General features: G+C 44.5%; 12 protein-coding genes. 6 read left to right on the plus strand and 6 right to left on the minus strand.

What is annotated here, in order from left to right:
* The first annotated feature begins 4 nt into the window (after window positions 1–4).
* The 3 genes from WAE64_RS22550 to WAE64_RS22560 all read left to right on the plus strand — a co-directional run bounded on the left by WAE64_RS22550 (window position 5) and on the right by WAE64_RS22560 (window position 3263).
* Window positions 5–925: a helix-turn-helix domain-containing protein gene (locus tag WAE64_RS22550; protein WP_340240088.1), complete on the plus strand. Its 921-nt coding sequence runs from the start codon at window positions 5–7 to the stop codon at window positions 923–925.
* Window positions 926–1341: 416 nt separating this feature from the next.
* The gene (locus tag WAE64_RS22555) at window positions 1342–2001 is read left to right on the plus strand and encodes a FadR/GntR family transcriptional regulator (RefSeq protein ID WP_340240090.1); all 660 of its coding nucleotides are present in this window, start codon (window positions 1342–1344) and stop codon (window positions 1999–2001) included.
* 44 nt (window positions 2002–2045) lie between these two features.
* Entirely contained in the window at window positions 2046–3263 is a 1218-nt protein-coding gene (locus WAE64_RS22560; RefSeq protein WP_340240092.1) for an MFS transporter, read from the plus strand.
* A gap of 136 nt (window positions 3264–3399) precedes the next feature.
* On the opposite strand, the gene WAE64_RS22565 is transcribed toward WAE64_RS22560, so the two are convergent.
* Complete coding sequence (locus WAE64_RS22565) at window positions 3400–4194, minus strand: carboxypeptidase-like regulatory domain-containing protein (protein ID WP_340240094.1); 795 nt, start codon at window positions 4192–4194, stop codon at window positions 3400–3402.
* Between the two features lie 7 nt (window positions 4195–4201).
* Window positions 4202–4783 (minus strand): hypothetical protein, encoded by a 582-nt coding sequence (locus WAE64_RS22570; protein WP_340240096.1) that lies wholly within the window; start codon window positions 4781–4783, stop codon window positions 4202–4204.
* A 286-nt stretch (window positions 4784–5069) separates the two neighbouring features.
* On the opposite strand from WAE64_RS22570, the gene WAE64_RS22575 reads away from it, so the two are divergent.
* Complete coding sequence (locus tag WAE64_RS22575) at window positions 5070–5414, plus strand: zinc ribbon domain-containing protein YjdM (RefSeq protein ID WP_340240098.1); 345 nt, start codon at window positions 5070–5072, stop codon at window positions 5412–5414.
* 291 nt (window positions 5415–5705) lie between these two features.
* The gene (locus tag WAE64_RS22580; RefSeq protein ID WP_340240099.1) at window positions 5706–6959 is read left to right on the plus strand and encodes a type IX secretion system membrane protein PorP/SprF; all 1254 of its coding nucleotides are present in this window, start codon (window positions 5706–5708) and stop codon (window positions 6957–6959) included.
* Between the two features lie 72 nt (window positions 6960–7031).
* On the opposite strand, the gene WAE64_RS22585 is transcribed toward WAE64_RS22580, so the two are convergent.
* Both WAE64_RS22585 and WAE64_RS22590 read right to left on the minus strand, forming a co-directional pair.
* Window positions 7032–8318 (minus strand): type II toxin-antitoxin system HipA family toxin, encoded by a 1287-nt coding sequence (locus WAE64_RS22585; RefSeq protein WP_340240101.1) that lies wholly within the window; start codon window positions 8316–8318, stop codon window positions 7032–7034.
* Window positions 8312–8656, minus strand: a complete 345-nt coding sequence (locus WAE64_RS22590; RefSeq protein ID WP_340240103.1) for a helix-turn-helix domain-containing protein — start codon at window positions 8654–8656, stop codon at window positions 8312–8314. The genes WAE64_RS22585 and WAE64_RS22590 overlap by 7 nt, the downstream gene beginning before the upstream one ends.
* Window positions 8657–8860: 204 nt before the next feature.
* Here WAE64_RS22590 and WAE64_RS22595 point away from each other — a divergent pair, with 204 nt between their 5' ends.
* Window positions 8861–9106 carry a Kazal-type serine protease inhibitor family protein gene (locus WAE64_RS22595; RefSeq protein ID WP_340240104.1) on the plus strand — a complete coding sequence of 82 codons (246 nt, stop codon included), beginning with the start codon at window positions 8861–8863 and terminating at the stop codon, window positions 9104–9106.
* Window positions 9107–9268: 162 nt separating this feature from the next.
* Here WAE64_RS22595 and WAE64_RS22600 read toward each other — a convergent pair whose 3' ends face one another.
* Both WAE64_RS22600 and WAE64_RS22605 read right to left on the minus strand, forming a co-directional pair.
* Window positions 9269–10348 (minus strand): 3-coathanger stack domain-containing protein, encoded by a 1080-nt coding sequence (locus tag WAE64_RS22600; protein ID WP_340240105.1) that lies wholly within the window; start codon window positions 10346–10348, stop codon window positions 9269–9271.
* A gap of 7 nt (window positions 10349–10355) precedes the next feature.
* Window positions 10356–13085 carry a hypothetical protein gene (locus tag WAE64_RS22605; protein WP_340240107.1) on the minus strand — a complete coding sequence of 910 codons (2730 nt, stop codon included), beginning with the start codon at window positions 13083–13085 and terminating at the stop codon, window positions 10356–10358.
* Window positions 13086–13658: the final 573 nt, after the last annotated feature.

Consider the following 13658-nt stretch of genomic DNA (forward strand, 5'->3'; position numbering starts at 1 on the left):
GATTATGAAAACCAAAGCAAAAACCTTATTTACGATTGATTCTATTGCCCAGCAGCATGAATTAATGGGCCTGCCAAAGCCGCAACATCCGTTGATGAGTATCAGCCAGTTTGAGGAATCGAAGGGCGTTACGACTAAAGAAACGGGGCAGTTTATAAATAAGTTTTATGCCATTGCTATTAAACGAAAATGTACTTGCCGCACTCGCTATGGGCAAAACGATTATGATTATAACCAGGGCATGATGTCGTTTTTTGCACCCGAACAGGTATTGAGCTGGAATGCCGACGACGAAATGCCGTCAACGGGCTGGTCAATTAGCATTCATCCTGATTTTCTGCGAGGGCACGCGCTGGAGCAAAAAATAAAAGAGTATGGCTTTTTTAATTATGCCGTCAACGAAGCCCTGCATCTGTCGCCCAAAGAAGAAGCAATGCTTGAGCGTCTGCTAAAAATCATTCATGACGAATACCATACCAATATCGATAATTTTAGTCAGGATATTATTCTTTCGCATCTGTCGCTTTTGTTGAGCTATGCCAATAGGTTCTATAACCGCCAGTTTATCACCCGCAAACACGCCAACAGCGATTTGCTAACCAAGCTGGAAGTGTTGCTGACCGAGTATTTCAACAGTACCAAAATAGAAGAAAATGGTTTGCCGACAGTAAAATATCTTTCTGAGCAATTGAATATTTCGCCTAATTATCTGAGCGATTTACTGCGTAATCTGACTGGGCAAAATACCCAACAGCATATTCATAACAAACTGATTGAAAAGGCGAAGGAAATGCTGGCTTCATCAAACCTCACAGTCAGCGAGATAGCCTATTATCTGGGTTTTGAGTACTCACAGTCGTTCAACAAACTCTTCAAAAGCAAAACCAGCATCACACCGCTTGAGTTTCGGGCGTCGTTTAATTGACTGAGTGATTAGTGATTTTTGTCTGAACTTTGATTTAGCTGATTAAACTGATTTTTATGATTAAGTAAGACTTAGAGTATGTTTAAAAATTATGATTCGACCTGCGAAGTAATCTTTTTAGCTATACTTCGTTGCATTTTTTCGATGTAGCTGCTGGCTACATCTGCAAAATGGCGCCTTGTCTAGCCAAAAAATCTTTACTTCTCGGTCAGAATAACAAAATTTAAACATACTCTTAATTTCTTTATCATTTTTTGATTAAATAATGAGTTCATATTTTCAATCAAATCATATTTCAACATCTTAAATCAGGTAAATCACACAAATCAGCTAAATCAAAGTTCAGACAATAATCACTAAATAGCTTTTTAATTTGCTTCATCAAAAATTCAATCTTACCTTTGTCGTCAGATGATATGATGACTACACCCATACATAAACATTCGTTGGCCGAAGTGGTAGCAAACCAACTCAGCAGCCATATTCAGTCGGGGCACTATGCGGTAAATCAGAAATTACCCACCGAGCCCGAACTGATGAAGCAGTTTGGCGTGGGGCGTTCTACTATTCGTGAAGCTGTGCGTATGCTCGCAAACTCTGGTTTGCTGCGGGTACAACAGGGCGTAGGCACGTTTATCAAAGAATATTCATCAGGCAATGAAACCCTGAACCAAAGGCTGAAACGGGCAAAATCTAAAGATATTGACGAGATACGCCAGATGATTGAGGTGAAAATTGCGCAGAAAGCCGCCCTTAACCGAAGCGAAGCGCATTTGGATATTATAGAGGGTTTTCTCAAGCAACGTTTCGAAGCCTCACACGCAGGTTTGTTGGAAGAGTGTATCACGGCCGATATTAATTTCCATGTGAGTATTGCAAGGGCATCGGGCAACGAGATTCTGGCCGATATTTATCACGCTTTTTCGAGCCATCTGAAAAGCTGGTTTTTGCAGGTTCACCCCGATACAACAGCGTTTATCGAAACAAACGAACTTCATGCTTTGTTGTTTCAGAGTATCAAAGAGGGCGATGCCGCCAAAGCCCTGCATTACGCCAATTCGATTTTGAATCTTTAAATTTTTGAGTCTTTATATTTTTTTATCCATAATCATCAGATGATATGATGAATGCAGCAAAACCAAGCACTACCACTCCTCAAACGGGCATTGTACAGCAAACAGTCTATTCGGTATTGTATTCGATTAGCTTTGCGCACTTGCTCAACGACATGATTCAGGCCGTTATTCCCGCTATTTATCCATTAATCAAAGAGAGTTTCCACCTCGACTTTGCACAAATCGGCTTGGTTACGCTGGCTTACCAGCTTACGGCATCTATTCTGCAACCGTTTGTGGGCCTTTATACCGACCGCTACCCGAAGCCCTTTTCGTTGGCCGTGGGTATGGCTATTTCATTGTTAGGGCTTTTTAATCTGGCCTATGCCTCAAACTTCTATTGGATTCTGGCATCGGTGAGCCTGATTGGCGTAGGTTCATCTATTTTTCACCCCGATTCTTCAAGGGTTGCTTATCTGGCATCGGGTGGTAAGCGTGGGCTTGCGCAGGCTATTTTTCAGTTAGGTGGCAATGCAGGCAGTGCTTTAGGGCCATTGCTTGCGGCGCTTATTGTGGTACCGTTTGGTCAGCGTAGCGTTATGTGGTTTGGTATTGCGGCTCTTATTGGTATTGTTTTGCTGTTTAACATAGGCACTTGGTACAAAACAGTGGCATTGCCAAAGGTAACTAAAGCCGTAGATGCCACAAGTGTGGGTTTGAGCCAGAACCGCATCATTATTTCGATGATAATTCTGCTTTTGTTAATCTTCTCTAAGTTTTTCTATATGGCAGGCGTTACGAGTTATTACACTTTTTACCTGATGGATAAGTTTCAGTTGGGTGTAAAAGATGCCCAGATTCAGTTATTTATCTTCTTGGCTGCTGTGGCAGTTGGTACGTTTGCAGGAGGCCCGCTAGGCGATAAATTCGGCCGAAAATATATTATCTGGATTTCTATTTTGGGTGCTGCGCCGTTTACTTTGCTACTGCCTTATGCCAATTTATTCTGGACACCCATCTTGGCTATCTGTATTGGCTTACTTATTTCGTCGGCATTCTCGGCTATTCTGGTTTATGCACAAGAGCTAATGCCAGGCAAAGTGGGTATGATTTCGGGGTTATTCTTTGGTTTAGCCTTTGGCATGGGCGGCCTTGGTTCGGCCTTGCTGGGCACACTAGCCGACCACACGAGCATCAGCTATATGTTTGAAGTATGTTCGTACCTGCCGCTATTGGGTATCCTGACGGGCTTCTTGCCGAATGTTGAGAAAGGTAAAAAGTAGGAGGGAAGTTTTCAGAACCTGTTTGAGTTAAGGTAAAAAAGAGTTTTTTATCATTCAAATTTAACTCAAACAGTTTCTAAGGCAATGAAATGCGCTAAAGCGGTATGCCGCCCTGCAAAGTTCAAGATGACGTTTCTTATTGTCGGTAAGCAATTCCCATTTCGTTGGCTCTGTACGATTCTTCTGTGCCATGAAAATCAATGATGGCGCTGCTGGCGTAGGGGGCGTCGTTCCAGGCATCTTTTACTTTCAGGGCTTTGCCTGTGGTAAGATACACTGCCGTAATTTTATATCTGCCAATCGGAATATCAATCAGTCTGTTGCGGTTTTGCGTGCCGGCTTTGCCGCCTCTTAGTTTCAGGGTTTTACCTTGCGAGCCATCTATTAGGGCACCTTCGGGTGTAAAGGTAAACTCTACGTTTTCGGTGTCGTCTATCTCAATTTCGTTTGGGTCTTTATAGAGTTCAGCCGAGCCACCGTAGTATTGGTTCAGACTTAGGTCGGGCACATGGCCTTGCAGTTTCCATTGAAAATTGCGCACAGGTTTTTCTTCTGCCGAAAACGAATCATCGTTCGATGGGTCGAGCAAAAGTTTATATACACGGCCATTGTATTGTTTCAATATAAAGCCTTTGGCTATCCATTGTCCTAAACCTGCTACCATTGCAATTTTATAAGTGCCGTCGGCTGCTGAAGATGTTTCGGCGCTGCGGTCTTTGATAACCGTATTGTTGATATACACCGTTGCTTTTGAGAGCGGCTTGCCGCTAGGGTCGCTTACTTTACCGATAAGGTAGCCTGCTTGGCCTGTGCCGTTGCCATTGCCCGGGTCTGGGCTGGGGTCGGCCCCTTCGGGTGTAGTGCATGAGGCGGTGCTTGCTGCCATACAGGCAAAAATGACTAAAGGACGGAAACTTGATAAGATAGACATGGCTATATTAGTTGAGATTTTGTTTATGATTGAATCTTAAATAAGAAATAAAATGATTGTTTTGGGCATTCATGGCCGCAATAGCGAACATCGACCACATAAGCGTAGAGTAAATACCTCCGAAATAAAGGGCGAAGTCGTTTCGACCTAAAAGCATACACACCGGAAACCAAAGACCTATCGTTAGTGGCAGAAATTGTCGGAAACCTTTCAGTACGCCACTTTTAATTACTACCCATGCTAGCGGGAACATCAACAAATGGCTTACCGGCCATGCGGCATCGAGTATGTAATACAAAGCAGGTTTAGCGGTGCTGGCAATAGCCCAGATATTTGAGAAGTTGGCTATCAGGAGCGTAAACATAAGCGTGCGGATGGCATACCAGCCAAAGCTATATTTTGGCGTAACTATGGCACGTCTGAGGTTTTCGATAGAGGCCAACCAGCCACTGATGTAGAGGAGTCCGGCCAGACCAGAGAACCAAGGTGTATGCTCGATGATGTGAGGGAATTTTGCTCCAACTACCATATCGATAAATAGGAATGGTGCGCCTACCAAGGCAAAAATCCCTAGAGATTTCGTTTTCATTTGTTTTAAGTAATAGCCCCGTGTAAGTGGGTGTCGATTTTTCATAATTGATGGCTCAAAACTACAGGCTATTGCCAGCAACTGAAATGCGGTGTGTAATGAATTGTAGAATTGGGGTATTGAGGTGTTGGATTTGTGTGGTGAAATGTGGGGACTTGGAAAAGAGTTCTGCCTAACTTCTGCTTTTATGACAACAATCAGTTCTGATTTGTCAGTAAATTATCCTTACTTTGCGGCAAATATTGAGTAATGAACTTCTCTTTTTATCAATAAAAAATATAATTGTATGTCTGAGTTTCCGCCTTGTCCGAAATGTAAAAGTGAATTTGTGTATCCGAGCGATGGTTTGTTAATCTGCCCTGAGTGTTTTTATGAGTGGAATCCTGATGAAGAAGTAGAGGCCGAAGAAACAGGCTCAAAAGTGCTTGATGCCAACGGCAACGAGCTGAAAGATGGCGATACGGTAGTGATAATAAAAGATTTACCCGTAAAAGGCGCACCAAAACCCGTAAAAGCAGGTACAAAAGTAAAGAATATCCGCCTAACCGACGGCGACCATAACATTGATTGCAAAATAGATGGCTTTGGTGCAATGGGTCTGAAATCGGAGTTTGTGAGGAAGGCGAATTAAAAATGGCGAATTAGTGAATGAGTGTTTTTTGTCTTGAACTTTGATTTACCTGATTTATGTGATTGATCTGATTAATTTTTGATTACATTTTCTGTAATTTCAAATTGATTTCAACTATAATCACTTATATATATCTCAAATCAGCGAAATCAGTTTAATCAGCTAAATCAAAGTTCAGACAAGAATCGCTAATTCACCATTCGCCATTACAATTCTTCCCCCTGCAAAACAATATAAAGCCTCTTGGGTTGTTAATAGTATAACCACAGACTTTATACTATCTAATAGCCAATGAAACGACTAATCATTTTACTACTGATTACGGCTCGTGCTGTACAGGCACAAACCATTGCGGAGTTCAGACAATGGTATCTCGATAAACAAATTACTAATCCGGCCTTGCTAGCCAATGCCTCCGATAATAACGTTTTACTTTCGTTTTCGCCCGGCCGTTATACGCTCAATTATCCAACCGAAAAATACACATTCAATAATTACCAGTTTCTGGCCTCGGGTACATATAGTGCGGCTAACAGTGGGCATCATTTTGGGGCTTATGTATGGGGGCAGCAAGAGGCAACCAATAGTTTTGTGGCCAATTATGCCTACGAAATGCCTATCAGCCGTAATACAAATCTGGCTTTCGGGGCAAATCTGGGGGTGTATAAACCCATTCAGTTCGATGGTGGCAAGGATTTCAGGTATGGGGCGGGCGTAGCTTTGCAAAGTAAAAACAAAGAAAACTACGTGGGGCTATCGTTTCCACATATAGTTACGGGCGTGTACAATGGCAAATTCTCGCAGGGGGCTTACAAAGCCCTGATTCTGCAAGGAGGCTACACGTTTTATCTGACCCAGAATATAAGGTTTATTCCGGCGGCTTATTTGCAGGTTGATGTTATCAAGAATCATGGGCCGGCCGGGCCGGGGCAGTTTTTTGCTGCTGATTTGGCCTTTAAATACAAAGACTTTATTTATGTAAATGCAGCGGCAAGCGTAAAGAATTTCAATTTTAAGACTACTGCTTTGCAGCGTTTCGGGGCGGGTATTATGCCGCAACCCAATATTATGATTGGTTACCAGCGAGATGCCCTCGACGGCACCGATTTCAAGTATCATAGTATCTGGGTGCGATACTCGTTTTTAGCAAGAGGCAGAAGGGTATCGAGGTCGAAATCGTCAGGCATTAATAGCAATACCCCTGCGGTAGTTACGCCCAAGCCTATTACAAATAGCCCGACGCCTTCGGTGAATACCAGCAGACCAGAGCCGCCTACGCCCAAACCAACGGTAAGTACGCCTGATGCTAAAACGAATACGAGTGTTAAACCAACTGTCAGCACACCAAATACGAAGGCAAATACTACTACCAAACCAGCGGCGAAACCTGCTAATACTAAGCCAAGCACGAGCAAAACACCTGTAAAAACCACTAAGCCCAAGCCAAGCAGCACAAAGCCTGCTTCAAAAACAGGCGGTACGCAAACCAAGCCTGCGGCCAAACCCACCACAACAAAACCCAAGCCTGTTGTGAAAAAACAGTAGGGGAGTGGCATGCTTAGCACTGGCTTAGGTAGTTATGATTTTATATACTGCCTAAGCCTTTTTATTGAATAGCTATATTTTTTTGATCAGGGTACTGTCAATGCTTTGGGCGAGTTTGCTTTCTACTTTGTATGTTTCGGCATATTCCATCCATTTTCCTACTGTCTCCGATACTTCATTCAGGATACCTTCAGGGTTTCTTATATTGTTCTGTTTGGCAATTGTAAGTAAATCTTCCCTCACAAAGTCTTTTCTTTTGCCATTAATGCTCAGGTTATGCTGGCTCACCCATTCACTTTCGGGGCGGTATGCATGGCATATATCGTAGGCTGGCGCTAATCTCCATTTACCGTTGGGTTCCATCAGGAAAGCAAAGTTTTTGGTATGGTCGTCACAGTTTCTGGCAAGTACATTAAATACCATGCGCCTGTACATCTGCTCTGCTTCGGCATAGCTCAGTTTCAATTGGCGCATGGTCTGAAATAGTTGCTCATAGCTATAACTACTAATCTTATTGAAATCGTAATGCTGTATGGCGCAGAAGGTTTGCATGTGTAGTTTTTCGTTTCCGTTTCTCCTGTCAAACCGCTTGGTCATAAAATGGGCCCTGTTTTCTTCTTCAATCAGGCGGCATTCGGTCATTTCTAAACCTGCATCGGTAGCCATTTTATAATAAGCCATTTCTACACGTCCGTACCCATAGGTAGCTCCAAACTGAGTATCGTTCACCCCGTCGAATTTGATGAGCCAATGTTCATAGCCAGGTTCATGCAAGGTTTGGCCTGAACGAATCATGCCCGTTGCTTCATTGTAGGCTATTATCGCTTTCGGTCTGGCTCCACCGGCCGATGTTCCCATCTTCAGCACGTCGAGCAGTACATCCTGCATATCATTGTCGGTATGGGCTTCAAACTTTTCTCTGCTTTCCAGTAGCTTCATTGTAGTCTCTATCAGGCTGGATAGTTCCAGTGATTGTGTGCTGGTCTTTGTAGCTAAGGTAGAAGGTTCAAATTCTAGTGCGCCCATGCCTCTGTTACCGATAAAACAGAGCAACTCAACCGGATTGAGTGAATTTTCCGGACGGCCGTTTCGAGCAAGCCATATATTAATCAACTCGTTACCGTATCTGTCTGGCAGTGCGTCTGCAAGTAGCCCCGGCAAACCTTTAAAGGTTGATGTGCCTCTAAGTTCCGGAAATGAATATACCCGACCTGCCAAGGGCATACGCACAGGAGCTATATTCAGGTTACCTGTTATAAACTTTTTCTCATATTCAAAGAAGCCCAGTTCCTGGCTTTCATCCCATGCCACAGCGCCAATCCTTTGGCCCCATAGTTTTACAAAAGCGGTCTTTACCATCCCAAGTTATCTTTATCATTTTTATTGTTATTGCCCGAAGCCCTTTTGCGTTTTTTCTCGTCTTCTTTTGCGAGCTGTAGTGGGCTAATCTGCCCTGTTATCTTAAACTGCTCAAATACATAGAGGGCATCTAATACCCGCAATACTTTAAGCAGGTTAGATAAGGAGATGTTATCGCCACGTTCTAGTAAACTGAGGGTAGAACGGCTCATAGCCGCTTGTGCTGCAACTTCATCCTGTGTCAGGTTTTTGTCTATACGTTTGGCTTTTACAAACTCCCCAATCTCTTTCAGTATAGCTGCATCGCTTAATGATGAAATGTATGACAAATCATTCATAGTGGTTTCATTTAGATTCTAATGCGTAAAATATCATTCAAATTTATGAAATCATTTCATCTTTACAAAGCCAATAATATAGGGCACATTTAAAATTTATTGTTCGACCTACAAACGCAGCTTTTATTTGTAAAAAGAATAAAATTTAAACATACACTAAGCTATTTTAGTTTTTCTAAAATGTTAACAAAAACTTTAGATACCATGAAAACCAAAAACGCATTTTTAGCCATAGCAATATTTCTTACCTGTGTGTGTTGTAGTAAGAAATCAAATTCAACAGGCCAATGTGTTGAAAAAGTGAGAAGCGATGTAGCCTGTACAGCCATTTATCAGCCCGTGTGTGGTTGTAATAATAAAACCTACGGCAACGCCTGCGAAGCCGAAGCCCGAGGCATAACAAAGTACACGAGTGGCGAATGTGGTGGTGAGAAATCTCAGAGTTTGTAGGTGGGGTACGTTGACGTGTATAATTTAAACCCTAGTCTATAAAAAAGGTGGCTGAAAGGTTTATAAAATAATTTTATAGAACCTTCAACCACCTTTTTTGACTTTACAAAAAATCTAAGCATTCTCACCTCAGGAGCGAGAATGCCTTATCCCTTCCCTTCATTAATTACAAGCCTTTATTTCGGCTTTGAATACTGCTCCCGGTTTTACTTCAAAACCTGCGTTGAGTACTATTGCGTTGCCAGCCTGATAATTCACGGTTGCACCTTCCAGCTTGTTGCTGGCTGTTAGGGTGCTGCCCACTTTCTGGGTTTTTGTGCCGCTGCTCAAATCATCGGTAGGGCTGCTCAGAAACTTGGTTACTGGGCTTACTGATACCATATCCATAGCCGGATTCCCGGCATATACCTGATTCGACGATACCACCCGCAGCAGGTATTTGTCGCTTTCGGCCGCATTGGCTGGTATGGTACACACCACTGTGCCTGCTGTTGCGCTGTTGCCTATCACGGTCGGGAACTCAAAACTTCCGCTTGGTTGTGATAATTGCACATAAAAATGGTTATCGGGACTGAAAGTACCTGTTGTGGTAAAAGTTACGTTTACGTTACTACCCGCACAGATACTTGCGCTTGATAGTGTGGGCATTGAGATAGTGGCCAGATTACCCACTACTGTAAACTTTGTTATTACAGGGCCGTAGGTTAATACGCCTCCTTTATTGTCTTCCGAATACCCCGTTACGGTGAGCGTGTAGTTACCCGGTATGAAGTTACGGCCGTTGACATTGTTCTGGAAATTATCAAACAGGGCGTTTGGTGTTACGTTCTGAATGATGTTCCAGTTGAGTTCAGGGCCTTGTATGTTCATCTCGAAGCTCTCGATGTTTACATTATCGCACACATCGGTTACGAGAATACTTACTTGCTCGGGTATCTGGTCTATCACCATGTTGTTGGTAAGCGGGAACAGCCCCTGATAGGGGTTTCCGGCTTTTACATAGCGGTAATCAACAATGCTGAGGCAGATATTTGTATTCTGCTGAAATCCCTGCGACAAAGATAGGGTAGGGGCACTGATGGGCGCAATGAAGGTCTCGCCGAGTGTCCAGGATACCTGCAAGTTGCCTGTACCACCATAGCCCCCTGCCGAGGCAGTTACTTGTGGGCTGAAATTCTGAGCCATTGCTGCCTGCCAGCCAAAGCCTGAAACATATAAAACGAAAAGAATTATCTTTTTCATGGGCTTGTTAGTTAAGAGGTGTAGCAATTAGAAAAGAACCAGCACCTACAATAGTAGGGTTGCCGTTGGTAGTCTGGTTTTGTGCCCATCTGACTCTGAAAGTACCTGCCGAACCCGTAGTAATGTAGACCTCAATTGGCAAGGTAGTTGAAAGCGTTGGGTCGGTTACGTTACCGATTTGCGACAATATTAGGTCAGTAGGGAAACTTGTATCTGATGCTGCGGCTATGCGGGGCTCAGTAGGGTTTAGCACAGTTACGTTGGTAGTAGTACCCGAGAAACTGAAATTATACTTGAAGCCATCGCTCGAACTTGCATTGGTACGTCTTCCTAACAATATTCCCTTAATGAAATAAGTTTTGTTTGCTGCCAGAGACAACAAAAGTTCGTCGTCATCTTGCAGGGTTGTGCTTGCTGTAACTGTTTCATCTGTTGTTTTACGAACAAATAATGGCTGGCTGGCTGCTGACGTCCAGACTAGGTTTGTTTCATCTCCTTGATTATCAGCTCCATTTGCAATAGTTGAGCCAACCGTTAATACCTGCCCCAAACTGCCAACTGCTGCTGGCCAGACGTATCTACTTATAACAGAAACATTTGGTGCTCTAATACCTACATATTGCGTGCCGGTACCCGAAGGCTCCTGCCATCTGATATCTCTTGCCAGATTATCAGAGTTTACTAGAGCAATACGGCTATTCGACGTTATCAAAAATGTGCCTGCAAATGTCTGGTTGGCTGTCCATGTATTACTATTGCTTAGGTTTATACCTAATGGGCTACCCGATGTGCCATTTCCCGTCAGGGTGGCGTTACGTGTAACACTTGTCAAGCCATCGGCACCAGTAGGTCCGGTAGGGCCTGTTGCGCCGGTATCTCCTGTTGCTCCCGTTGCGCCAGTAGGCCCGGTTACACCATCGGCACCAGTAGGTCCGGTTGGTCCTGTTGCACCAGTAGCTCCTGTTACTCCGGTGAGTCCAGTTTCCCCTGTATTTCCAGTTGCTCCTGTTGGCCCGGTTACACCATCGGCCCCAGTAGCTCCTGTAGGGCCAGTTGGTCCTGTTGCACCAGTAGCTCCTGTTATTCCGGTGAGTCCAGTTTCCCCTGTATTTCCAGTTGCCCCAGTAGCTCCTGTAGGGCCAGTTGGTCCTGTTGCACCAGTAGCTCCTGTTACTCCGGTGAGTCCAGTTTCCCCTGTATTTCCTGTTGCTCCGGTAGGCCCAGTTGGTCCTGTTGCGCCAGTTACTCCTTGAATACCTTGGATACCTTGCGGGCCTTGTGGGCCAGTTGCTCCGGTATTACCAGTTGCCCCGGTAGAGCCAGTTGCCCCAGTTACTCCTTGAATACCTTGGATACCTTGCGGGCCAGTTGCACCCGTTACACCTTGTGCGCCAGTCGCTCCGGTATTACCAGTAGCCCCAATTGCTCCTTGAATCCCTTGGATACCTTGCGGGCCTTGTGGGCCAGTAGCCCCAGTTACTCCTTGAATACCTTGGATACCTTGCGGGCCAGTTGCACCGTTAGTACCAGTTGCACCAGTCGCTCCGTTAGTACCAGTAGCCCCAGTTGCGCCCTGAATCCCTTGGATACCTTGTGGGCCAGTAGCACCCGTTACGCCTTGTGCGCCCGTTGCTCCGGTACTACCAGTAGCCCCAGCTGAGCCTTGTATCCCTTGGATACCTTGTGGGCCAGTTGCCCCCGTTACGCCTTGTGTGCCCGTTGCTCCGGTATTCCCAGTAGCGCCAGTTGAGCCTTGCATCCCTTGGATACCTTGCGGGCCAGTAGCCCCCGTTACGCCTTGTGCGCCCGTTGCTCCTGTATTACCAGTAGCCCCAGTTACTCCTTGAATCCCTTGGATACCTTGCGGGCCTTGTGGGCCAGTAGCACCCGTTACGCCTTGTGCGCCCGTTGCTCCGGTATTACCAGTAGCCCCAGTTGCGCCTTGTATCCCTTGTATCCCTTGCGGGCCTTGTGGGCCAGTAGCCCCCGTTACGCCTTGTGCACCCGTTGCTCCTGTATTCCCAGTAGCGCCAGTTGAGCCTTGTATCCCTTGGATACCTTGCGGGCCTTGTGGGCCAGTAGCCCCCGTTACGCCTTGTGCGCCAGTTACTCCTTGAATCCCTTGGATACCTTGCGGGCCAGTAGCACCTGTTACGCCTTGTGCGCCCGTTGCTCCGGTATTACCCGTTGCTCCTTTCACTCCCTGAATCCCTTGGATACCTTGTGCGCCTGTTGGCCCGGTAGGGCCTGTTGCGCCTGCAATTCCTTGTGCACCCGTGGCACCAGTTGACCCTTGTGCTCCTGTTGCTCCGGTAGGGCCGGGTGTTCCGGGTGTGCCGCTTTTTTCGGCATATAGTGCATAAGGCACGCTCATCATTTGTGTAGTGCCGATATTCACATAATTAGTTCCTGCGGCGGGGTCTACCTCAACTTGTAGAAACTTGCTACCTACAGCCCAGTTGATACTTGCAAAGGTGTTTGTAAGGGCTGTGCCTGTTCCGACCGAAAGCGTAAATAAACCTAATGCATTGGTAGTGGTGGTGTGTCGCTCGGCATAAGCTATTGTACCACTGGCACTACCTGTAAAAATTGTAAACCTAACGGCAATATTCTGGTTTATGAGTGCATTGCCAGAGGCATTGCGGGCAATAGCCTGATAAGGTATTGCCTGTGGCACTTGTGCCTTTGCATTGTAGCAGAGGCAGAGAAGCAAAAGAAATTTGTAAATTTTTTTCATGGTAAAAAATAATAAATAATAAGGTGAAAAAAGACTTCAGAGTACTACTCATACTTTAGTTTGATGAGTGGGCATATCTATCTGAACTAGCAATTGTTTAAGGGGTTTTATTGCAATGAGTTATTTGCTGCTGATAATACCGTGCAAAAGCCTTATGAGGCAGTTGTCAATTCTGATTGAGTTCGGTTGCAACTGCTCAATAGTGGCATGGTGTATTTACAGAAATAATTCAATTTAATAAATATTAATAACAGTTTATAAGATGTAAAGTTAGTTTTTGAAAATCAGATTTTAAAAGATTTTTTGGAATTCAAACCTATCCGCTTATTATGCTAATTCGTGTGCCAAATTTAGGGTTTAAACAGGGCTTTGCTTTAACTCAAAAATGACATTCTTTAGCTCATTTTGGACATTCGGCCTTTTTTTTGGGTCAAATTCTTAGTTTTATACGATAAATAGCTTGGCCGTGTTTATGGCTAACAGAATAAATTGTGCTGTTAATACTTATCGGATTTTGGCTTCATCAGGCAAAATCTTGCCAACCATTGAATCAATAGCTAGCCATTTTTTATG

The sequence above is a fragment of the Emticicia soli genome (assembly GCF_037860775.1).
Lineage (GTDB): Bacteria > Bacteroidota > Bacteroidia > Cytophagales > Spirosomataceae > Emticicia > Emticicia soli.

Coding starts and splice junctions, on each gene's coding strand:
- WAE64_RS22565 (WP_340240094.1), bottom strand. CDS start 4,194: ATGTCTATCTTATCAAGTTTCCGTCCTTTAGTCATTTTTGCCTGTATG.
- WAE64_RS22555 (WP_340240090.1), top strand. CDS start 1,342: ATGATGACTACACCCATACATAAACATTCGTTGGCCGAAGTGGTAGCA.
- WAE64_RS22600 (WP_340240105.1), bottom strand. CDS start 10,348: ATGAAAAAGATAATTCTTTTCGTTTTATATGTTTCAGGCTTTGGCTGG.
- WAE64_RS22590 (WP_340240103.1), bottom strand. CDS start 8,656: ATGAATGATTTGTCATACATTTCATCATTAAGCGATGCAGCTATACTG.
- WAE64_RS22575 (WP_340240098.1), top strand. CDS start 5,070: ATGTCTGAGTTTCCGCCTTGTCCGAAATGTAAAAGTGAATTTGTGTAT.
- WAE64_RS22560 (WP_340240092.1), top strand. CDS start 2,046: ATGATGAATGCAGCAAAACCAAGCACTACCACTCCTCAAACGGGCATT.
- WAE64_RS22550 (WP_340240088.1), top strand. CDS start 5: ATGAAAACCAAAGCAAAAACCTTATTTACGATTGATTCTATTGCCCAG.
- WAE64_RS22570 (WP_340240096.1), bottom strand. CDS start 4,783: ATGAAAACGAAATCTCTAGGGATTTTTGCCTTGGTAGGCGCACCATTC.
- WAE64_RS22580 (WP_340240099.1), top strand. CDS start 5,706: ATGAAACGACTAATCATTTTACTACTGATTACGGCTCGTGCTGTACAG.
- WAE64_RS22595 (WP_340240104.1), top strand. CDS start 8,861: ATGAAAACCAAAAACGCATTTTTAGCCATAGCAATATTTCTTACCTGT.
- WAE64_RS22585 (WP_340240101.1), bottom strand. CDS start 8,318: ATGGTAAAGACCGCTTTTGTAAAACTATGGGGCCAAAGGATTGGCGCT.
- WAE64_RS22605 (WP_340240107.1), bottom strand. CDS start 13,085: ATGAAAAAAATTTACAAATTTCTTTTGCTTCTCTGCCTCTGCTACAAT.